This window comes from Spiroplasma sabaudiense Ar-1343 (assembly GCF_000565215.1).
Taxonomy (GTDB): domain Bacteria; phylum Bacillota_I; class Bacilli_A; order Mycoplasmatales; family Mycoplasmataceae; genus Spiroplasma_B; species Spiroplasma_B sabaudiense.
Genome location: NZ_CP006934.1, coordinates 567641 through 588815, shown reverse-complemented (window position 1 = coordinate 588815; position 21175 = coordinate 567641). Strand labels below are relative to the sequence as shown.

24 protein-coding genes are annotated in these 21175 nt (G+C 29.7%); 21 read left to right on the top strand and 3 right to left on the bottom strand.

Translation table 4 applies throughout. From position 1 onward, the window contains the following. Positions 1-43 precede the first annotated feature (43 nt). The 4 genes from SSABA_RS02685 (at position 44) to arcC (ending at position 4918) form a co-directional block, all read left to right on the top strand. Complete coding sequence (locus tag SSABA_RS02685) at positions 44-1228, top strand: arginine deiminase (protein WP_025251064.1); 1185 nt, start codon at positions 44-46, stop codon at positions 1226-1228. Positions 1229-1256: 28 nt separating this feature from the next. Continuing rightward, complete coding sequence (gene argF, locus SSABA_RS02680; RefSeq protein ID WP_025251063.1) at positions 1257-2252, top strand: ornithine carbamoyltransferase; 996 nt, start codon at positions 1257-1259, stop codon at positions 2250-2252. Positions 2253-2336: 84 nt separating this feature from the next. Next, a complete protein-coding gene (locus SSABA_RS02675; protein ID WP_038673648.1) occupies positions 2337-3923 on the top strand; it encodes a YfcC family protein in 1587 nt (528 codons plus the stop codon). A 62-nt stretch (positions 3924-3985) separates the two neighbouring features. Continuing rightward, entirely contained in the window at positions 3986-4918 is a 933-nt protein-coding gene (gene arcC / locus SSABA_RS02670; RefSeq protein WP_025251061.1) for a carbamate kinase, read from the top strand. An 89-nt stretch (positions 4919-5007) separates the two neighbouring features. Here the strand turns inward: arcC and SSABA_RS02665 are convergent, their stop codons facing one another. Then, positions 5008-5505, bottom strand: coding sequence for an isochorismatase family protein (locus SSABA_RS02665; RefSeq protein WP_038673646.1), 498 nt, complete (start codon positions 5503-5505; stop codon positions 5008-5010). A 101-nt stretch (positions 5506-5606) separates the two neighbouring features. Between SSABA_RS02665 and SSABA_RS02660 the strand changes: the two genes are divergently transcribed. From SSABA_RS02660 to SSABA_RS02650, 3 genes are all read left to right on the top strand, one after another. Then, positions 5607-5912 carry a hypothetical protein gene (locus SSABA_RS02660; protein ID WP_025251059.1) on the top strand — a complete coding sequence of 102 codons (306 nt, stop codon included), beginning with the start codon at positions 5607-5609 and terminating at the stop codon, positions 5910-5912. Between the two features lie 183 nt (positions 5913-6095). Beyond that, positions 6096-7076, top strand: a complete 981-nt coding sequence (locus SSABA_RS02655) for a hypothetical protein (RefSeq protein ID WP_025251058.1) — start codon at positions 6096-6098, stop codon at positions 7074-7076. A 1-nt stretch (position 7077) separates the two neighbouring features. Further along, positions 7078-7935, top strand: a complete 858-nt coding sequence (locus SSABA_RS02650; RefSeq protein WP_051464691.1) for a hypothetical protein — start codon at positions 7078-7080, stop codon at positions 7933-7935. A 42-nt stretch (positions 7936-7977) separates the two neighbouring features. Here the strand turns inward: SSABA_RS02650 and SSABA_RS02645 are convergent, their stop codons facing one another. Further along, the gene (locus SSABA_RS02645; protein WP_025251056.1) at positions 7978-8847 is read right to left on the bottom strand and encodes a hypothetical protein; all 870 of its coding nucleotides are present in this window, start codon (positions 8845-8847) and stop codon (positions 7978-7980) included. Positions 8848-8940: 93 nt separating this feature from the next. Here SSABA_RS02645 and SSABA_RS02640 point away from each other — a divergent pair, with 93 nt between their 5' ends. The 7 genes from SSABA_RS02640 (at position 8941) to SSABA_RS02610 (ending at position 15388) form a co-directional block, all read left to right on the top strand. Next, positions 8941-9882, top strand: a complete 942-nt coding sequence (locus SSABA_RS02640; protein WP_025251055.1) for a hypothetical protein — start codon at positions 8941-8943, stop codon at positions 9880-9882. A 50-nt stretch (positions 9883-9932) separates the two neighbouring features. Next, positions 9933-10529, top strand: a complete 597-nt coding sequence (locus tag SSABA_RS02635) for a YqeG family HAD IIIA-type phosphatase (protein ID WP_025251054.1) — start codon at positions 9933-9935, stop codon at positions 10527-10529. Beyond that, positions 10516-11772 carry a ribosome biogenesis GTPase YqeH gene (gene yqeH / locus SSABA_RS02630; RefSeq protein WP_025251053.1) on the top strand — a complete coding sequence of 419 codons (1257 nt, stop codon included), beginning with the start codon at positions 10516-10518 and terminating at the stop codon, positions 11770-11772. The genes SSABA_RS02635 and yqeH overlap by 14 nt, the downstream gene beginning before the upstream one ends. Before the next feature lie 10 nt (positions 11773-11782). Then, the gene (locus SSABA_RS02625) at positions 11783-12745 is read left to right on the top strand and encodes an ROK family protein (RefSeq protein WP_025251052.1); all 963 of its coding nucleotides are present in this window, start codon (positions 11783-11785) and stop codon (positions 12743-12745) included. Beyond that, entirely contained in the window at positions 12745-12948 is a 204-nt protein-coding gene (locus SSABA_RS02620; RefSeq protein ID WP_038673644.1) for a DUF896 domain-containing protein, read from the top strand. The genes SSABA_RS02625 and SSABA_RS02620 overlap by 1 nt, the downstream gene beginning before the upstream one ends. Before the next feature lie 184 nt (positions 12949-13132). After that, complete coding sequence (gene tkt, locus SSABA_RS02615; protein WP_025251050.1) at positions 13133-15106, top strand: transketolase; 1974 nt, start codon at positions 13133-13135, stop codon at positions 15104-15106. Between the two features lie 63 nt (positions 15107-15169). Continuing rightward, positions 15170-15388 (top strand): YneF family protein, encoded by a 219-nt coding sequence (locus SSABA_RS02610; RefSeq protein WP_038673642.1) that lies wholly within the window; start codon positions 15170-15172, stop codon positions 15386-15388. A 77-nt stretch (positions 15389-15465) separates the two neighbouring features. Here the strand turns inward: SSABA_RS02610 and plsY are convergent, their stop codons facing one another. Then, positions 15466-16251: a glycerol-3-phosphate 1-O-acyltransferase PlsY gene (gene plsY / locus SSABA_RS02605; RefSeq protein WP_025251048.1), complete on the bottom strand. Its 786-nt coding sequence runs from the start codon at positions 16249-16251 to the stop codon at positions 15466-15468. A 102-nt stretch (positions 16252-16353) separates the two neighbouring features. On the opposite strand from plsY, the gene SSABA_RS02600 reads away from it, so the two are divergent. From SSABA_RS02600 to SSABA_RS02570, 7 genes are all read left to right on the top strand, one after another. Further along, positions 16354-17058 carry a hypothetical protein gene (locus SSABA_RS02600; protein WP_025251047.1) on the top strand — a complete coding sequence of 235 codons (705 nt, stop codon included), beginning with the start codon at positions 16354-16356 and terminating at the stop codon, positions 17056-17058. Further along, on the top strand, positions 17051-17332 hold the full coding sequence (locus tag SSABA_RS02595) for a hypothetical protein (protein ID WP_025251046.1): 282 nt from the start codon (positions 17051-17053) through the stop codon (positions 17330-17332). The genes SSABA_RS02600 and SSABA_RS02595 overlap by 8 nt, the downstream gene beginning before the upstream one ends. Before the next feature lie 2 nt (positions 17333-17334). Then, on the top strand, positions 17335-18063 hold the full coding sequence (locus SSABA_RS02590) for an SDR family oxidoreductase (RefSeq protein WP_025251045.1): 729 nt from the start codon (positions 17335-17337) through the stop codon (positions 18061-18063). 16 nt (positions 18064-18079) lie between these two features. Then, positions 18080-18319, top strand: a complete 240-nt coding sequence (locus SSABA_RS02585) for a hypothetical protein (RefSeq protein WP_148293480.1) — start codon at positions 18080-18082, stop codon at positions 18317-18319. Between the two features lie 17 nt (positions 18320-18336). Then, entirely contained in the window at positions 18337-19257 is a 921-nt protein-coding gene (locus SSABA_RS04980) for a riboflavin kinase (protein ID WP_025251043.1), read from the top strand. 26 nt (positions 19258-19283) lie between these two features. Beyond that, positions 19284-20174, top strand: a complete 891-nt coding sequence (locus SSABA_RS02575; RefSeq protein ID WP_025251042.1) for a deoxyribonuclease IV — start codon at positions 19284-19286, stop codon at positions 20172-20174. Positions 20175-20261: 87 nt separating this feature from the next. Next, positions 20262-21173, top strand: coding sequence for a lipoprotein (locus SSABA_RS02570; protein ID WP_025251041.1), 912 nt, complete (start codon positions 20262-20264; stop codon positions 21171-21173). Positions 21174-21175 lie beyond the last annotated feature (2 nt).

The following is a 21175-nucleotide window of genomic DNA, read 5'->3' as shown; positions in this document are numbered from 1 at the left end:
GGTGAGTAATGAAGACATCTTTAAAAATTAAGGAGGGAAATAAATGAGTAAAATTAACGTATTTTCAGAAATAGGAAAACTAAAAGAGGTTTTAGTACATCGACCAGGAAATGAAGTCGAAAATTTAACACCAAATTTATTAGATAGGTTGCTATTTGATGATATTCCATTTTTAAAAGTAGCCCAAGAGGAGCATGATAAATTTACACAAATTATGCGGGATAATGGCATTATTGTTAAATACATAGAAAATTTGACAGCTGAAGCCTTGGACCAAAATCCAGGTTTAAGAGAGGGTTTTATTGATAAGTTTATTAGTGAAGCTAAAGTTGATAAAAAATACATCAGCGACTTTAAACAATTTTTATCAAAAATGAATAATCTAGAAATGGTTAAACAAATGATTGGGGGAACAAAAAAAATTGAGCTAGATCAACAAGATAAATCAGAGTATCCATTTATCGCAGATCCACTACCAAACGTTTTATTCCAACGTGATCCTTTTGCCTCTGTTGGTAATAAGGTGACAATTCATAAAATGTGAAGTGAAACTAGAAACCGAGAAACTATTTTCCCTGATTTTGTTTTTGATAACCACAAAGACTATAAAGGAAATGTAGAAAAAGTTTATCAAAGAGAATATGAAGATTATATTGAAGGTGGAGATATCCTAGTTTTAAATCACGAAACTTTAATTATTGGAGTTTCGCAAAGAACAAGTCATGAGGCCGTTGACAGATTGGCTAAAAACTTATTTAAGGGTGAAGAAACATTTAAAAAAATTATTGTATTAGATTTACCAAAAACAAGAAGTTATATGCATTTAGATACAGTATTTACAAATATTGATTTTGATAAATTTATTGTGCACCCACTAATTTTTGACGCAATTAGTGAATTTAAAATTTTTGAAGTAACCAAAGAAGGTAAAAAAGAAATTAAAGATTCTTTGGTTAGTTTTTTAAGCAAAACTATTGGTCATGAGGTTAAACTGATTAAGTGTGGTGGAGAAGATGAAATCGCTGCTGGACGAGAACAGTGAAATGATGGAACCAATGTAATTACAATTGCTCCAGGGAAAGTTATTGCTTACGAGAGAAATTGAGTAACCATTGATTTATTAAGAAAAGCTGGAGTCGAAGTAATTACAACACCAAGTAGTGAATTATCTCGTGGACGTGGTGGTCCAAGATGTATGACAATGCCATTAATTAGAGAAGATATTTAACAAACAATCAAAAGCAAGGAGAAAAAATATGGCATTAAATTTAAGAGGAAGAAGTCTAAGAACTTTACTTGATTTCTCACCAAGAGAAATTAGATATTTATTAGATTTAGCAAGAGATCTAAAACGTGCTAAATATGCAGGCAACGAAATTCCTAAATTAACTGGAAAAAACATTTGTCTACTATTTCAAAAAGATTCAACTAGAACTCGCTGTGCCTTTGAAGTTGCCGCTTTAGACCAAGGGGCAAGAGTTACTTATTTAGGTCCAAGCGGATCGCAAATGGGTAAAAAAGAATCAGTTGAGGATACTGCTAAAGTTTTAGGAAGAATGTATGATGGAATTGAATTCCGCGGTTATAAACAAGAAGATGTAGAAATTTTAATTGAGCATGCAGGGGTTCCAGTATTTAACGGACTAACTGATAAATACCACCCAACCCAAATTTTAGCCGACTTTATGACAATTATTGAAGAGCGTGGAGAACTTAAAGGTAAGAAATTAGTATTTTTTGGAGATGCTAAAAATAACATGGGTAATTCACTAATGATTGGTGCCGCTAAAATGGGAATGCATTTTGTGGCAGCTGCTCCAAAAAAATATTGACCAGAAGATGCATTGGTGAAAGAATGTCAAGCAATCGCAAAAGAAACTGGTGCAAAAATTGAGTTTACAGAGGATGCTAAATTGGCAGCTAAGGATGCTGACGTTTTATATACTGATGTTTGAGTTTCAATGGGAGAACCCGCAGAGGTTTGAGAAAGCCGTGTTAAAGAACTAAAACCATATCAAATTAATAGTGAATTATTGAAACTAGCTAAAAGCAATGCTTTGTTTATGCACTGTTTACCAGCTTTCCATGATTTAAATACAGAAGTTGGAAAAGATATTTTTGATAAATTTGGCTTGAAAGAAATGGAAGTTACAGATGAAGTATTCAGATCTAAAAATTCAGTAGTATTTGAAGAAGCTGAAAATCGTGTTCATTCGATTAAAGCCGTAATGGTAGCAATGATTGGAAATTAATAAAAAATTTAGTAAAAAACTATTAATTTAAGCGATTATTGTTTAAAATAAGCACTATATCCGTTTAAGATAGAAAGGTTTTTTATGACAAGTAAAGAAAAAAAGGTATCTGCGGAATTTGAAGCAAATAAAAATTCGAAGCCTGGCAAAAAATTTAAATTTAAAATGCCAACTTCATTTACGATATTATTTTTCATTTTATTGGTTGTTGTTATATTCACATGAATCGGGAGTCTCTCGGGGTGAACTTACGATTTAAGACGTCCAATAGCTTGGGAGTCAGATGGATCTGGTAATCCAATTCCAAATGAATGAGAAACTATAACTCAAAATGTAAAAGGAACAGGTTTATTTGATATTTTCCTAGCAATGACAAAAGGATTTGTTGATAAAGCTGAAATTATTATTTTTATTATATGTTTAGGAGGATTCTTAAACATTGTAATGAGAACTAAAGCTTTGGAAGCTTTTACTCAATCAATTACTAGAAAATTAGGTAAAAATGCAATTTGAGTAATTCCCGTTCTAGTTACTTTCTTTAGTTTTTGTGGATCTACTTATGGTATGGCAGAAGAGACTTTAGGATTTTATATGATTGTTATTCCGCTAATGATAGCAGCTGGATTTGATAGCTTTACAGCTTTAATGATAGTTTTGTTTGGTGCAGGAACCGGAGTTGTTGCATCCACAGTCAATCCATTCTTAATTGGCTTGGCTGTTGACACATCGGGTGTGGATCAATTAACAACAAGTACAGGGATGGCTTTCCGTTGAATAAGTTGAATTATATTTACATTATTTACAATAGGATTTATTATGTGATACGCAAATCGTGTTAAAAAAAATCCTCAAAAATCAGTAGTTTTTGAGACAGCTGAAAAAGACAAAATTTTCTTCCTTGGCGAATCTGTTGAGCAAGTTAAATTTACCAAAAAAAGAATCGGATCACTTGTAGTCTTTTTAATTACATTTTTAATTATGATTTTATATTTAGTGGGATGAGATAGCATTATCGGGGGCACAGGTGCCGCTGATGCTGGAGAATGATTCAACAAAAATGTTTTCTTCCTATCGGGTTTAATTCCTGGATTTGGTGAAGGTGGTCTTGCTGAAGTAGCTTGTTTCTTCATCATAAGTTCGTTAATTATTGCTTTAATAGACTGAAAAGGTGAAGAGGATTATGTTGATGGATTCATTGTAGGAAGCAAAGATATGTTGGGAGTTTGTTTGGTAATTGCAGTAGCAGCTGGACTTAGTTTCATTATGAGCACAAGCGGCCTACAAACTCTAATAATTTCAGGTATTTCAAGTGGACTGGGTGGATTAAACCAAATTAGTTTTGTTTTAATTTCGTTCTTAATATTCTTGCCATTATCATTCTTAATACCGTCAACTTCTGGATTTGCAACAGCAATTTTCCCATTGTGAGGACCAGTAGCTGGAGGGATTGGTTTAGGAGCTGCTAGTGGTTCAATTACTGCATTTTCATTTGCCTCAGGAACTTTAAATTTATTTACTCCAACTTCTGGAGTAGTTATGGGCGCATTGGGAATTGCCAAAATTGAATATTCAAAACTATTTAAAGGTGCTTGAATTTATATACTAGGAACTGTATTAATTTCAATTGTATTATTAAGTGTTGGTTCATTACTACCATCACCGATATTTTAGAATAAATTAAATATCACACACTATTGTGTGTGATATTTTTTTAATAAAGGAGACATTTAAAAATGAGCAAAATTGTTGTAGCAATTGGGGGAAATGCACTTGGTGATAGTCCTGAAGAACAAAAACAAATTGTTAAAAATACCGCTAAGCATTTAGCAAACATTATAGCCTCTGGCAATCAATTAGTAATTGTTCACGGAAATGGTCCACAAGTTGGAATGATTAATTTGGGGTTTGATATTGCACATAAAACCGATTCTAAATCTCCTGTTGTGGATTTTCCTGAATGTGGAAGTATGAGCGAAGGATATATTGGGTATCACTTGCAGCAAGCTTTAAAAAATGAGTTAAATCATAGAAAAATTAAAAAGAGTGTTGTAAGTATCATTACCCAAACTTTAGTTGATAAAAATGATTTAGCTTTTAAAAATCCATCAAAACCAATAGGATCATTTTATGATCAAGAAATGGCTGACAAACTTTCAAAGGAAAATAATTGAAATATGAAAGAGGATTCAGGAAGAGGGTGAAGAAGGGTAATTGCTTCTCCAAAACCAATCGATATTGTTGAAAAGGATATTTTAATTAGTCTTGTTGATAGTGGATTTATCCCTATTGCAGCTGGTGGGGGTGGAATTCCGGTTTTCAAAGAAAATGAAAGTCTAACTGGAATTGCCGCTGTGATTGATAAAGACTTTGCTGCGGCAAAAGTGGCGGAGTTAATTGGCGCTGACCAACTAATAATTTTAACTGCTGTTGATAATATTATGATTAATTTCAACCAACCAAACCAAGAGAAATTAACCAATATTAAAGTTGCAGAATTGGAAAAATATATTTTGGATAATCAGTTTGCTTCGGGAAGTATGTTGCCAAAAGTAGAAGCTGCCATAAGTTTTGTAAAACAAAGCTCAAAAAATGTTGCAGTAATTGGAAATCTAGAAAAAGTTGCCGATGTTATTAAAGGAATTAGCGGAACTAAAATAAATAACTAAATTTACTATATTATAAAATAAAAATCCCATTCATCTTTTGAATGGGATTTTTATTAGTTCATTATAACTTTATAAAATATTTAAATATTTTATAAAGTTAAGATATTATTAAACCCTGCACAGCCGTTTAAGTCTAAATTCGTTTTATAACCCAACTTCACAGCACTTGAAACTGTATTTGCAACACAAATGTCGGTTGCAACTCCAACTATTGTAATTTCAATAATTTTTAGTTTTTGAAGTAGTTCATTTAAACCGTTTGAGTTGCCTTTTTCATCAAAAAAAGCGCTATAACTTTCAATATTTTCATCTTGACCCTTTAAAATCGTATAATCAATTTTTTCTAAGTTCAAAACTAATTCTGATCCAATTTTACCTTGTTCACAATGATTTCCTCATTGTTTAAAAGAGTAGTGGTTACTTGGGTGTCAGTCTTTTGAAGCAATTATTATATTATCGTTGCCCTTGAATTCATCCATTAATGATTCGATATAGGGCCCAATCTTATCAGCTCCAGGAACGAACAAACTACCGTTTGGATTTACAAAATCATATTGAAAATCAACTATTAGAAGAGCTTTCTTCATTTTGATACCTTCTTTCTTCTATTTATTTTAACTCAATTAAAATTAATTTTGTAAATTTCATTATCAAATTAATTGTGTATAATAATAATGTTGAGGTAAATATGGATAAAATTAATTTAGTGTCAAAGAATTTATCTAAAATTAACTTTCCTGAAAATTCTTTTTTTGTTTTAATTAAACATAAAAACTCAAATGATTCAATAATTGAAGAGAAAATTATTTTTCGAAGCTACTATGAAGCGTTGTCAAATATTTCAAAAGTATTTGATTCGACTATAATCGACCAAAATATTAATGAATTTTTAAAAGAAGATATTTACATTTGGATAAAGGAAAATCATTTAAAAAAGGGGATTTTGTTGTTTCGCGATTTTATTGCAAGTACTTTAAATGAAAAAAAATTTTAGAAAAAAATTTTGAAGAATGATTGAATCCTCAATCTAATTTTTTACTAATGAGCTTGTTATTTATAACAATAAATTTTAATGATGGTTACATAAACTTTCCGAGAAGTAATTTTGAGCTTTATGCAAGTTATATATCAAGTTCCATATCAGTGAATCGATTTTTTTAATATTAGGAGTCAAGAAATGAAAAAAATACTTAGTTTATTTTTAGCAACAAATTTGATAGTTGGTCTCTCATTACAAGCTGTTGCTTGTAGTTTTGATCCGGTTGAAGAAAATCAAGACAATATAAAAAATTTTAAAAATGCATTTAGTTTAATATTTCCTGGTTTTCAGTCATGAAAAATTTATGAAAAAAAATTAGATAATTTTTCAAATTCAAGAAATTTTGAAGCTACAGAATTATTTGATCAAGTAAGTCTTAGTCGTGATTGAAAAAGTTTTTCATATAATAACGAAGCATTAATTTTTGATGATTCAAAATATTTAGGAATTAAGGTAACTAATGAAATTTATCGTGAAGCTGGTGGAGAAAATTCACCTGCACTAAAAAAAATGGTTCAAAATGCAATTGATGAAATTGCCAAACAATTTCAAGTTATTCCAAATCAAGATTATTTGGGAAATAGCGATTTTCTTGTTAGGTATGATTTTTCAAATTCTGAAATCTTAAACCAAACAAACGTGCAAAATTTTTCGATTTCATTGAAAGATCAAGAAAACAAAAGCTTTTTTTTGACATCGCATAACTACTTGGAATTAAAAAAAGATCAAAATCATTTTGATAACTATTGATTTGAAATTATTGAAAATGAACCAATAGATAAAAAGTTTTTTAAAAGAGCCATAGATTTTCTAATCAATCAGCAAGTTAATGATAAACAAATTGAATTGGAAAATTTTAATTCAGTTTTTGAATTTGACGATGTTTCAAACTCGCTAAAAATAATTGTTAATGGTAATACAAGTAATGTTGAAGAAAACTTTAATAAATTATGTAAAGACATAAACGATTTTTTGACAATGTTTTTTAATTATAAAAATGAAATAGTTTATTCTTTAAGCGAAGAAAATGTTATAGAAATAAATTCAATGATTCAAGTTGAAGAAAGCTTAATCGATAAAATTTATTTTGAAAACATGATTATTGAAAACGAGGTTTAAAATGAAAAAGATGTTATATAGTATTTGGTTTTCGGTGACTTTATTAACAAGTTCTGCTTTAAGTGTTTCTTGCGAAGCCGTTGATGAATTGGTTTCTGTCTCATCTGAGGCTGATTCAGATGTAATCGATTTATTGTACAAAAGGTCTTCTGAAAAATTAGAGCCAATTATTTTTGAATATTTAACCATTAAGAATAAATATTTTTATCACTCAAATTTTGAAACAAACATTGGGGTTTTTTTAATTCAAGATGGGCGAATTAGCGAATCAGATTTTAAGGCTCTAAATAATAAAAATCAACAATTTATTTCAGATTTGGCAAAAGCAAGCAATGTAAAACCAGTCAATGAAGCCGCTTATATCTATGACTTTACTGGAATAACTTTAACATTAGAAAATAGTTTTGTAGAAGATTTATTTTTTAATTTTGAAGATGAGAAATTAGAGCCTCAAGTTCAAGTAAAAACTGTTATGGCCTTAACTATTTCAAATGGCTGAAAAAAAACCGGTAAAATTTTATTGGATTTCATGACAACTGATAATTACTATTTGGCTAGTTCTGGAAAAGTTTTTGATTTTATAAATTCTATTTTGGTTAACTCAATTGACAATTCTTTAAAAATAAAAAATAAAGAAAAAATTAACGAGTTTGAAATTATAACAAGCAAATCAGATATTGAAGAAATTATAAAAAATTATGAGTTGGCTGCTGAAAAATTAGGGATTGACAATTCGATAGAAATTGAAAAATTTGTTTTCAAGGATGATGAGAATTTAGAAAACGAAAAGGGCTTTACCGTAAAGTTAATTACAAAAGCCAATAACATCAAAGCCAATTATTCAATAACCAGCGTTTAGTAATTTAAATATAAAAAAACTAGTACCTGACAAGAGAACTAGTTATTTTTTTATGTTTTTTAATTTATTATATTCTTTAAGAATTTCAATAGCTAAATCCAATTTATTTTTTATATCGCTTGCAAGTTGAGCTCCTTCAGTAAAGTTAATAAATTTGTCAGCAGAGCTTTGGTTAATTTTTAGCTCATTTTCTGAAGCGCTTTTTTCAAAATCTTGAGTTACTTCTTTAATTTTAAATTGTTTAAAGTAAAGCACGATAATCTCGGCATTTTGAAGATTTTTTTCATAATCAAATTCATTTTCTTTTAATGATTTTAGCTCTTCTTTAAAGTGCTCTAATTCTTGATAATTCTTACTTATTCAAACATCAAAACTATCTAGTGATTTCTTGATGCTCAAATTAATTAAGTATTTTAAATCATCAATATCCACTAATCTAATTGAAGTTTCTTCACCAATTTTTTTAGCTATTTCATTAGTCATTTCTAAGCTTTTTAAAAGTATTTTAAAAATTGTTTCAATCTGAACTTTTACAACCAGCGATTCAATTTCAATTTGATTATCCATCAATTCTTGCATCAGGTTTTCCGCATATTTATTTGATCCCTGATTTGCAAACATATTAGTTAACTCAAAAATATTATTACTCTTATTTGCAAAATCTTGGACTTCATCAATTGAATCCATTTCAGCCAACAAGTCCTTGAACTCACCAGTAACATTATCAATTGATTGCGTTGTAATTGGTAGTACTGTTGGAGGGGTAAATGGATTATCACTTTTTTCATTTGATGCTTCTAAAAAATCAAGTCTAAAAACTTCAATTTTTCTTGCCAAATTTTTTCTAAATCAAACTAAACCGACTTTATCTAAAAAAGTTTTTAAATTAATTTGTTTTTCTTCATTTCCCACGCTTATTCCTCATATTCTTACTTAAATGTTATAACATATTACTTTAAAAAAGTTAAAATTTTTTGTTATTATTTATTTAGAGAGTGTGGTATTATGAAAAAACATTCAATTTCACAAATTGATGGTAAATTCTACTTAAATGAGCATCAATTCTTTAATGTTGATAAAAGTAAGTTAAAAGGGTATTTATCTCAAATTAAATTTCCAGCAATTGTAATCGATACAGAGTTTTTTAATCATTCTCACGATCGCAGTAATAATGATTTTAATCAGTTGTATAACGATGAAAGAAAGGACGTAGTCACCGTTTTTCAGTATTCGTTTATTAGTAACCTAAAGGAAATTACAACAAGGGATAATACAAAATCAATTAAATCTGTCTCTTTAAAGCGTGGCTATAATGACAGTAAATATGATTTTGAGTTGCAGTATGAAAAAATGGTAAAAAGCTTTTTATCAAATTGTATAAAAAAGAGAATTCGCACGATGATTGTTGCTGGGGGAACCAATGATAACAAAATTATTCGTGATTGAGCAGCAAAGTACCACACGTTATTTAAAAATAAAAAAATTGATTTATTTAAATTTAATAGTAAAAACCAACTACCAGAGTTAAATTCTTTTGATATATACCCCCCCTTAGAACAATCAATTTCTTTTTCAAATTATGATAAAGATGGTAGGGAATTTTATGTTAAAAACTATTTAAAACCAGGGCAATTTGGGGAAGATACAATTGCGCTTCCAGGATTGAAAAAATTCTTTGATTATATGAAGGAAATTAATGAATATAATTTTGACGAAGAAAAAGACGTTTATGAACTTTCTTGTAGTGCTTTAAAATTTTACAGTTATAAAACATGCAGTTTGAACGAATATAAAGAACTAAATAAGGATATAAAACTAATTCGTCAACATTGCTATAATGATGTTTTAAAGATTTTGCTTTTAATTGATTTCTTGTATTCGTTTAGTTTTTTGCCATATAAAGATAATAAATATGTAAATACTAATTCAAGCAAAAGTATTTTATAATTGCGGCCAATAGATTATAATTAAATAATAGTTAGGACTGGGTAATTAAAGTGAAATCTCGAAAAAGTAATACTCAACAAAAAAACTTCTTGTTATTAAACTATTTCAAGCCTTCAATCTATTTACGTAGCTTTAAAAAAGTTAATTTAGCGAGTTTAAAAAATAGTGGAATTAAAGTAATATTATGTGATTTAGATAACACATTAATTGGTTGAAATCAACGCGTACCCAACGCAGACATAATGAATTTTATCAAATCTGTCAAAGATAACGGATTTGAATTTGTATTGTTTTCAAATAATGTCCGCAGCCGAGTTCAAAATTTTGCTAAAAAGGCCGGAATTGAAAATTATTTTTGAGATTGCAAGAAGCCGCTTTTGGGTAAAATGAAAGTCTTGAAAAAGATTTTGCCATTTGAGAACAATGAAATGATTTTAATAGGGGATCAACTTGTAACAGATATTTTGGTTGCAAATCGAGCCCATATTAAAAGTATCTTGGTTTCACCAATTAGTAAAATCAATGATGATAGTAAATTAGTTAGATTTTTTGAAAAATTTTTATATAAAAGACTATCGCAAAAAAACATTCTTCAAGAGGGTTTTTATACCGAAGGAGAATTAGGAGGAAACTATGACATTCTTTAAAAAAGATAAAGCTAAGAGTGCAAGCGAATCGGGTAAAAATAATTTTGCAAAAAAAGGTCGCTCAAAAGTTGCTTTAAAAGAAACTGATGCCAACTTAGGAAACACTACAAATCAAAATAAATCACAGCAAAAAAAATGTGTTGGTTGTGGCCATGTTTTACATGTAAATGATTCTAGAAAGCCTGGTTTTGTCAAAGACATTGAGGTTCAAGACTATTGTTTGAGATGTTTTAAAATAAAATATTACAATAGTTTAGTAGAGCAAGAAATCAATGACAAGGACTTTATTGATATTTTGGATAACATTAATAAAAATAATGCCAAGATTCGTTACTATTATGTAATTGATATTTACGATTTACCAGGGAGTCGAATCTCTTGATTAGAGGCTTTAATTGCGACAAAAGAAGTTGTCATTGTAGTTAATAAAATTGACTTGCTTCCAAAATCAGTTAAATCTGAAAAAATTATTAACTATGTTAAACAACTATTTGAATCCACAAAATTAAAAGGGGCTCCAATTTTTTTAATGAGTTCTTTTAAAAGCGCAAACGTTAATAACCTGCTACAAGAAATTCTAACTGTTAAATATGACCAATATGTTGTAGGAATATCAAATGCAGGGAAATCTAGTTTAATAAATGCGCTACTAAAAGCTAATAATCAAATTTCATCAATTGTTGCTTCTAAATATGTTAATACTACTCTTGACCGTATTAAAATTAACTTTACAGAATCAAGTTCGATTTATGACACACCAGGATTGGTAAAACACAATCATATTGCAACAGCAACAGCACCATCTTATTGAGATTTCTTCTTTTTTGCAAAAGAAATTCATCAAAAAACTTATCAGTTAGAGGCTGGTCAAACAATTTTTTATGGTGGAATTGCCTGAGTAACATTTAAAGAAGGAATGAATCCACAAAGTAAAAATCGCTCAAGAAATGCAACAAATTTTCATTTCTATGTAAATCGAAATTTACCACTTCATAGAACTAAGGCTGTTAATTCTGAACAATACTTTAAAAAAAATCGTCATATCTTAGCACCACGTTTAACAGATAATGATATGGTATTTGAATCAAAGGAATTCACTTTTAAAAATAGTGAAAATATTGATTTGCACATTTCAGGTTTAGGATGAATTAATTTCAACACCTATCCTGGTTTAAAAATTGTTGTTTATTTCCCCAAAACAGAACAGGGAATAAAAGTAACGTTGCTACCAGCAATTATTTAAGGAGAACTTTATGAATAAAAATAATATTTTAGCCATTGATCTAGGAGGAACTAGTGCCAAAGTTGGAATAATAGACTTTCAAGGAAAAGTGCTTTTTAATTTTATCGTAGATAATCAAATTGATAATATTTTGCAAAATCTTTTTCAAAAAATCATGGAAAAGTTAAAAGAACAAAAAATTTCTTACCAAGAATTGGAATGCGTCGGTTTTTCAACAGCTGGCTTTGTTGATCACCAAGAGGGAATTGTTAAAATAGCTGGTAACTTAAATTGATTTGACTTCAATTTAAAAGAGGAAGCAGAAAAGATTTTTCAAAAAAAAGTTATCGTTTTAAATGATGCAAATGCTGCCGCTTTAGGAGAGTTCTGAATTGGTTCTGGAAAAAAATATAAATCAGTATTATTTTATACTTTAGGAACAGGTATTGGTGGGGCTATCATTATAAATGGTAATCTTGTTGAGGGTCAACATGGTTATGCTGGTGAATTTGGTCATGGTGGTGATATGCAACATGATATTGATTGCAACTGTGGTTTAAAACATTGTATTGAGCCAACCACAAGTGCTGTTGGATTGAGTAAAGCGATAAAGTTATATTGAAAAAAACATCCCCAAGATTCGACAATAAAATATTTTAAAAACCCGCAGAATGTTGAAATGGTTGATATTGCAAGAGTTTATTTTGAAAATAATAACCCCCAAGATTTAAAAGAATTAATAATTAAAATTTATAAGCCGTTATTAAATCATATGGCTTTAATGATTAAGGCTTTAGATCCTGAGGCTATTTTAATTGGTGGGGGAGGTAGCAAAATGGGTAGGGCACTTTTAGACATTATTAGTTGCGGATTGAAACCTTTAATTTTGCCAATTTACTTCAAGGACTTAAAATTAGAAACAGCGCAGTTGGGAAATGATGCAGGAATTATTGGGGCCGCCTATTTTGCCAAAAAAATAATTGAAGGTGAATAATGCAAAATTTGATTGCTAGAATAAATGAATTAAGTAAAATTGCCAAAACTCGTGATTTAACCCCCGACGAAAAAATTGAGCGAGACAATCTTCGCCAAGAGTATTTAAAAAACTTTCGTGAAGGTTTTAAAAATCAATTGGATAATTTAAAAGTTGTCAATGAAAAAGGCGAAGATATTACTCCTAAAAAAATCAATAAGTAATTTTATTTAAAATTTCAATATTAAAAAAACCATTACAATAAAATAATGGTTTTTTTATTTGAGAAACAGGTTTTTAGATTTAATTTTTATTTTGGAAAATAAAAATAAAAATAATTAAAATTTGGAAATTTTAGAAATTAGTTAAAATAGATATATAATAATAAGTGATAAGGAGATTTATGAAATGGTAGATAATAAAAAAAACAAATTTCTAAATAGTTTAAGAATTTTAGGAGTTGAAGCTGTTAACAAAGCTAATTCTGGTCACCCCGGAATCATTTTGGGTGCAGCCCCAATGGTTTATGAACTTTATACAAAACATATAAATATTGACCCAAGCAATCCGAAGTGGTTTAACCGCGATCGATTTGTTCTATCAGCTGGTCACGGGAGTGGCTTGCTATATTCAATTTTACACTTGAGTGGTTTTGGTGTTGAAATTGATGATTTAAAGAAATTTCGTCAACTAAATTCAAAAACACCAGGACATCCAGAATTTGGGATGACAGATGGAGTTGAAGTTACAACAGGTCCTTTGGGTCAAGGTTTAGCGGCTGCTGTTGGAATGGCTGTTGCAGAAAAACACTTAGCTGGTAAATTTAATAAACCTGAACTAGAAGTTGTTAATCATTTTACATACGTTTTAGTTGGAGATGGAGATTTACAAGAAGGAATTGCCCAGGAGGCAATCTCTTTTGCGGGTAATTATGGTTTAAATAAATTAATCGTGCTACACGACTCAAATGATATCCAACTAGATGGACCAGTTAAAATTGCGCAATCTGAAAAAATGCAAGAACGTTTTTTAGCAGCAAATTGAAATACCATTTTAGTAAAAGACGGCGAAGATTTAGCGCAGATTTCAAAAGCTTTTGAAAGTGCTAAAAAATCTACTAAGCCAACTTATATTGAAGTAAAGACAATTATTGGTCTTGGAGCCACAAAGCAAGGAACAAGTGCTGTTCATGGAGAACCAGTAAAAGATGATTTGATCAATGTCAAAAAATATTACAATTGAACAAATCCAGAATTTACAATCGATGAGGAAGTTTATGCTCATTATAAAGCAACTGTTGGTGACCGTGGTCACGAAGCATATGATCAATGAAATAAAATTTTTAATAAATACAAGCAAAATTATCCACAAGAATTTTCTCAACTCGAAGCGGGGATTTTAAAACAATACCAAGTAACAGAAGCTGACTTTCAAGCAATGATTCCTTCAAAACCTCAAGCAACACGAGTTTCTTCAGGACAGGTTTTGGATAAAATTAGCAGTCTAGTACCATCGTTTATTGGAGGAAGTGCTGACCTAACAGCGTCCACTAAAGCCAAAGGGGCTGATGGGAACTTTTATCAAGATAATTTGCAAGGTCGTAACATTATGTATGGTGTGCGTGAATTTGGAATGACTGCTATTAATAACGGAATTGCTGCCCACTCTGGTCTGTTACCATTTGCGGGGGGATTCTTTGTCTTTTCAGATTATATGAAACCAGCAATTCGTCTAGCAGCCTTAATGGAATTGCAAAGTTTTTATGTATTTACTCATGATTCTGTGGCTGTTGGTGAAGACGGTCCAACACATGAACCAGTAGAACAATTGGCAATGCTTAGAAGTATTCCAGGACTAAACGTCTTTAGACCTGCAGATTTCCAAGAGACTTATGCTTCGTATTTGACTGCATTAAATGATAAAAATAAACCGAGTGCTTTTATCTTGACTCGTCAAGATTTGCCTGAATTAGCTCACAAAGATGTTGTCAAAAATGTTGGTAAAGGTGCTTATCTAATTTCAGAATCAAAAAATGCTCAGGTAACATTAATTGCAACAGGAAGCGAAGTTAGTCTGGCTTTAAAAATTAAAGATGAACTTGAAAAAAACCAGAAGTTAGCCGTCAATGTGGTTTCAATGGTTTCAATGAATATTTTTGATCGTCAAGAAAAAAAATACCAAGACACAATAATTCAAAGAAATACCCAAAGATTTTCAATTGAAATGGGAACAACTTTTGGTTGAGGAAAATATCTTGGAGATGATGGTTTTGCATTTGGAATAGATAGATTTGGTCATTCAGCACCAGGTGATCAAGTAATAAAAGAATTTGGTTTCACTGTTGAAAATTTAACCAAAAAAATAATTGATAAATTAAAATAATATTTTCTTTAAAGATATGTTATTCTTAAAAATAGCAATCATAGAGAAGGGGGAACACAAAAAATGTTAGAATGATATTGAGTTTTAATAATAGTAATTTTAGCTTTGGTTGTTGGTGGTTTTTCTGGATTTTTTATTACAAAAAAAATAGTAAAAAAACAATTGAGAGACAACCCTCCAATTAATGAAGCTCAAATACGAGCAATGTACATGAGCATGGGGCGTAAACCAAGCGAAGCGGATATTAAACGTACAATGAATGCGGTTAAAAAAGGAGCCTAGCATTTATAAAATTTTTTTAAGATTAAAAAAACTCGAACTATTGTGAAAGCAATGCTATTACAAATAAGTTTGAGTTTTTATTTTGTTTCTTCTTGTTTATTTTTTGTTTCTGATTGTTTTACTTTTTTACTGTAAGTGAAGTAATATGGTTCTGTGCCTTTTATTAATCTTGCAATATTTTGGTGGTGCTTAATAATTAAGATAATTCCTCCAAGTGTTACAACAATATTAATAATTAATCAACTTTCAAAAAAATCGGTGCTTGTTAAACTATGCAAATAATTCATTCATGTCTGACGACTAACAAAATCATTTTGGAAGTAAATTTCTTGAAAATCATGTCCATTAATACTTGGGAACGTCAAACTAGAAATTTGAGGAACTCAAGCAAGAGCTAAAACTAAAACTGTTGCTAGAAGTGATGAAACACTAATTTTACGAAAAATGAAAATTGTTGTTCATCACACTATTGTGAAAATTACTGCGTAAAAACCATTAGCTACCAAAATTAATCCGATAAAACAACTAACTGCCTTCCCGCCTTTGAATTTATAATAGACTGGATAACAGTGCCCAATTAGGGCAAATAATGCTGGAATAAATAATGACGTTTTCTCAAAAATCGGGATTGCACTAATCGCTAGAGCAATAAAAGATGCTACAACAACTTTCATTAAATCTAGAAAGACGATTACAAGTCCCCATTTTTTCCCTAAAATTCTACTCGCATTTGTTGCTCCAGCATTATTGCTTCCGCTTTTTCTGACATCGCCGCCTGTTTTAAATTTTACAAAAACTATTGAAAAACTAATACTCCCAAGCAAGTAAGCGATAATGCTTGCCAAAATTGTTCCTCAAATCATATTTTTCTCCTTTTATAATAAGATTATTTTACAATAAAAAATGAAGTTATTTAAATAAATGAGTTAAAATAATAAAGTAATGAAAAAAGGGAGAATTATCAAATGAGTCAAAAGTTTAATGAGGTAATCGATATGAAAGTTATCATAGGAGAAATTATCAGTGATGACTATAAATCTTTAAAAAATAATGATAACAAAGATTTTGCAATAAATAAAAATGTAATTAAGGAATTTCAAAAAATTTCAACTGGTAAAGAACCCAAGGAATATTTAAATCAGTTGGAAATGTTGTTTGAGAAAATGGCAAAAGAAGAAAATTTCAATGAGGCAATGGTTATTTCACAATTTATTCAAAGATACCACTATTTTTATCAAACCTATGTAAATTATAATAATTTCACAGATCCAATTTCAGCAGATGAAATATCAGCACCGGCAACAACATTTGAAACAATTTTTATTCCATTTTTTAGTAAGCAAATAGATTTTTATTTTGAAAATTTTTTGGAAATAATTAAGGAAAGCGAAATTCAGAAATGAAGTGATGATTTTTCAAAAGAATTGCATCAAAAAATTAATTCAATAATCACAGAAAGTGATTTTATTAAAAAAATTGCTTTAGTTGAAGAAATGGTAGTTTGAATGCAAACAAATAGCTTTACAAATCAAATCACAAAGGATTTAGAAATGAGTTCTGAACAACAGATTTTTTTAACTCAAATTAATGAACTTAAAATTGTTTTACAATCTCTTGATATTTTAGTTGAGCGAGTTTTGAAAAAAGTAGTCGAAGTTGCCAATGATTAAGAAAAATTTATCGCAAGAAGAATTGGCTCAAATCAAGAATCGTTTAGCAGAATTATATGACCAAGAAAAAAAATTAGAAAAACTGAAGCGCGGAAAATTATGACTTTGATTTTTGCTTCCATTCATAGGTTTATTAATTTATTACTTTATGATACAAAAGCGCAATTCTGACCCTGTTTTTCAAATTCCTTTGCGAAAAGCAAAAGAGGAAATTGCAACTCTAGAATTACAATTGTTATTTTACAAATCTAACCAAGAAAAAATGGAGGAGTAAATATGAAAAACAATAAACCTTTAATTGCCATTACTGGGGCTAGTAGTGGTATTGGATTAGAATGTGCTAAACTTTTTTCGCAAAAAGGTTTCCCTGTTCTTTTAATGGCAAGGCGATTGGAAATATTGCAAAGTTTGAATTTACCAAATTCTATTTGCTCAAAAGTTGATGTTAGAAATTTTGATGAACTTAGCAAGGCGATAAAAGATGCGGAAATTGATTTTGGGCCAGTGGAACTTTTAATTAACAATGCAGGAATAATGCCAATCGATTGATACTTGAAACAAGATCGACAAGAAAAAATGGATATGATCGATATTAATTTAAAGGGTATTATAAACGGAATGGACGCTGTCTTGCCAAAAATGGTAGAAAATCATTTAGGAACAATAATAAACGTTGGCTCGGTAGCTGGGCGTTGAACTAGTGATTGACGAGCGGTGTATAATGCTTCAAAATTTGGGGTGCACGCTGTTAGCGAGGCTGTTAGAAGAGAAGTTTCTGGAAGTGGAGTTAGAATTTCAATTATTGCCCCAGCAATTGTTGATTCTAATTTACTAGATACTAGCAAAAACCCTGAATTAGTTTTGCAATATAAAAATATCAAAAAAGAAATAAATAATGGTTTGACTAGTGCTGAAATTGCCGATCAAATTTATTACATGTATCAATTACCACAACATGTCTGCATTAAAGAGTTGGTGATTTCTCATGTCAATCAGAAAATATAAGAGAGTGCTTAATAATATGAAGAAAAAAAATATAAACTATATCTGCAATTTACCAACCAAAAGAGAAGTAGAGATACCTAATTTTTCAACCCCATATACTGTAAATAAACAACTAAATTCTTGTCAACATTTTGAACTAAAATTAAATAACCCCCCAGCAACTTATAGTTGCGTGGTTTGTGATTTATTATTTGATTTAAATGATAAAAAGAGATTTAATGCTTGAAAAAATCGTATAGTCTTTGGGTCAAGATAGTAGCATAGGAGATTATTATGCAAACAGTTATTTATTATAATCCTTTAGCGAGAATGTTATATAATTTGGAACCAAATTTAGTCTTGATTTCTGATTTGGGAAATTGAACAAATAATCATAATCAACAAATTGATAAGTTATACGAAGAGGGTAAAAAAAGAAATTTAAAAACAGCCGTTGTTATTTTCAAAAAAGACTATATAGAATCAAATCGCTTATGAAACGAAAAAAATTTGGTAGAAAAATTTCATCAAAGCAAAGTGGATTATTTAATAATTTACTACTACAACAAATTATTTTTCAATTCTGAGGCGCAGCAATGACTTGATGAATTTAATTTAATGAAAATAAACTTAAATACAAAAGGCTGTTTATATGATGAGAGTTTTACTTTATTTGATAAAGGTTTAATTAAACCTCATTGAGTGTCTTGTTTTGAACAAGAGAGTTTAATTCTACCAAAAGTTATTAATGAAGAAAAAAATGATTTATTAAAACTTTTAAAAACTAATCAGTTCGATAAATTTTTTGAAAAAACTGGAGTTAACTATACTTTTGAGGAATTTATTTTAACAGGAAAGCAACTGGGAAGAAAAATTGGCTTTCCAACTGCTAATCAAAAAATTGATAAGAAACTCCCATTGATTGAGGGGGTTTATTTAACAGAAATCGAAGTTAGAACTTTAGAACCTAAAAAATTTTATGGCTTAAGTGACTATTGAACTAACAATGAAGGTGAAAGTCTTTTCGAAACTTTTATTCTTGATTTTGATTTAGAAATTTATGGCTGGCTAGTTAGGGTAAAGCCGATTAAATACCTTCGAGCAAATCAAAAAATCAGTAGTCTAGAAGAATTAAAAATTTTATTAGAAAAAGATTTAAAAAATGCCAATAAAATTATTGCAACTATAGATCAGAAAAAAAATAGTGAATTATAACCATAGTTCAATAGAAAGAAAATTATATGGAATCAAAATATCTTTTAGGTTGTCATGTAAGCATGAATAAACCAGGAAATTATCTTGTAGGCTCGGTTAAAGAAGCGCTCAAAGTAAAGGCAAACACATTTATGATTTTTACAGGAGCACCTCAAAATAACCGTCGAACACCAGTCGAACAACTTTTCATAAATGAGTTTCAGCAGCTACTTTTAGAAAATAAAATTGATATTAATAATTTAATTGTTCATGGACCATATACAATAAATTTAGCAAATTCTTTAAAGCCTGAAACCTTTGAGTTTGGTGTAAAAATGTTAACCGAAGAAATTCAAAGAGTTAGTGCAATTGGTATTCCAACCCTTGTTTTGCATCCAGGTAGCTCACTGGGAGTTCCATTAAATCAAGCTTTAGACCAACTAATCTTGGGGTTAAATAAAGTTATTGTTCCTGGGCAAAAAGTCAAAATCGCCCTTGAAACAATGGCTGGAAAAGGAAACGAAATTTGTACTAAATTCGAAGATTTTAAATACATTATTGAACGACTTGATCATCCAGAATATGTTGGGGTTTGCTTTGACACATGTCATTTAAATGATGCTGGATATTCAATAAAAAATAATTTTGACCAAGTAATTCAAGAATTTGATGCTATAGTTGGAATTAATAAGCTTTTCGCTGTTCATTTAAATGACTCCTTAAATGAAGAGGGGGCTCGAAAAGACCGTCATGCCAATATTGGTTATGGTAAAATTGGTTTTGAATCACTCTTAAAGGTTTTGCAGCACCCTTTAATTAGAAAAGTTCCAGTTGTTTTGGAAACTCCATGAGTAAATGATGTTAGTCCCTACGGACCAGAAATAGAAATGCTAAAAAATGGTGTTTTTATTGATAATTTTCCAGAGTTAAATGGCTAAAAGCGGGGTAAATTACTCCGCTTTTAACTATAAAAATACTAAAAAATAGTGTATATTTAAAGAGAAGATTTAAAATAAGGGGGAAATATGAAAAAATTACTAAGTATTTTAGGAACAATTTCTCTATCATCGGTTGTTGCAACAACAGTGGTAGCTTGTGTTACGAAATTGGAAAAGTTTACATTTCAAAATATTGATTCAATTAATGAGGCTTGAAACGACGCTAAGTTAGTTTCGGTTGGAAACATCCCAGAATCATTGAAGAGTGATGGTGATGTGCAAAGTAGTGAAATTAGAAAATTTGTTGAAGAACAGATTGTTTATCAAACCGCAATAAAATTTTCAAATAATACCGCTGAAGCCAATTTATTTGAAAAAATAAATAAACTTGAAATTAAAATGTATCGTTTAAATCGTGCTGATACATTAATAAGCGATAGTGATATTGTTTCTTCTTCGGGGCTATTTTCTAAAAATCAAAGTAACGAATATCGTCCAAATATAGGTAATTATTTTGTTCGATTCTTTAATGAAGAAGAGCAAAAATCTACAAATTTTTTAAAGTTTACAATGATTGACAAAAACCCCGTGGTTGTTAATGCAGATGATTTGAGTCTTGAGCCAAATCAAGGTCTTGAAGCAGTGATACAAGTTCCTATTACAAGTATTGTTGTTGATACTTTTTCTACTTCTGACCCAAAAAATTGAATCACAGATAAGGGTAATGAAAGCACTCAATTAACAAGATGAAAAAGACAAATTTTTAATGGAATTAATAACGAACTCAGTCCAAAAAATTATATCAAAGGGTTTGAATATCAAGGGATTTCGTATTATCCTGATTTTAATGAACTTTTGAGATTGAAATATTCGCCAACAAATGATGAAACCGATCAATTAAACAAAGATTTACAAAATTTATTAATTCAGATTCAAACCAAAGAAGAAATAGCACCAATAACTATTCTTGGAACACAAGTAAGATTTTTTGTTGCATAAAT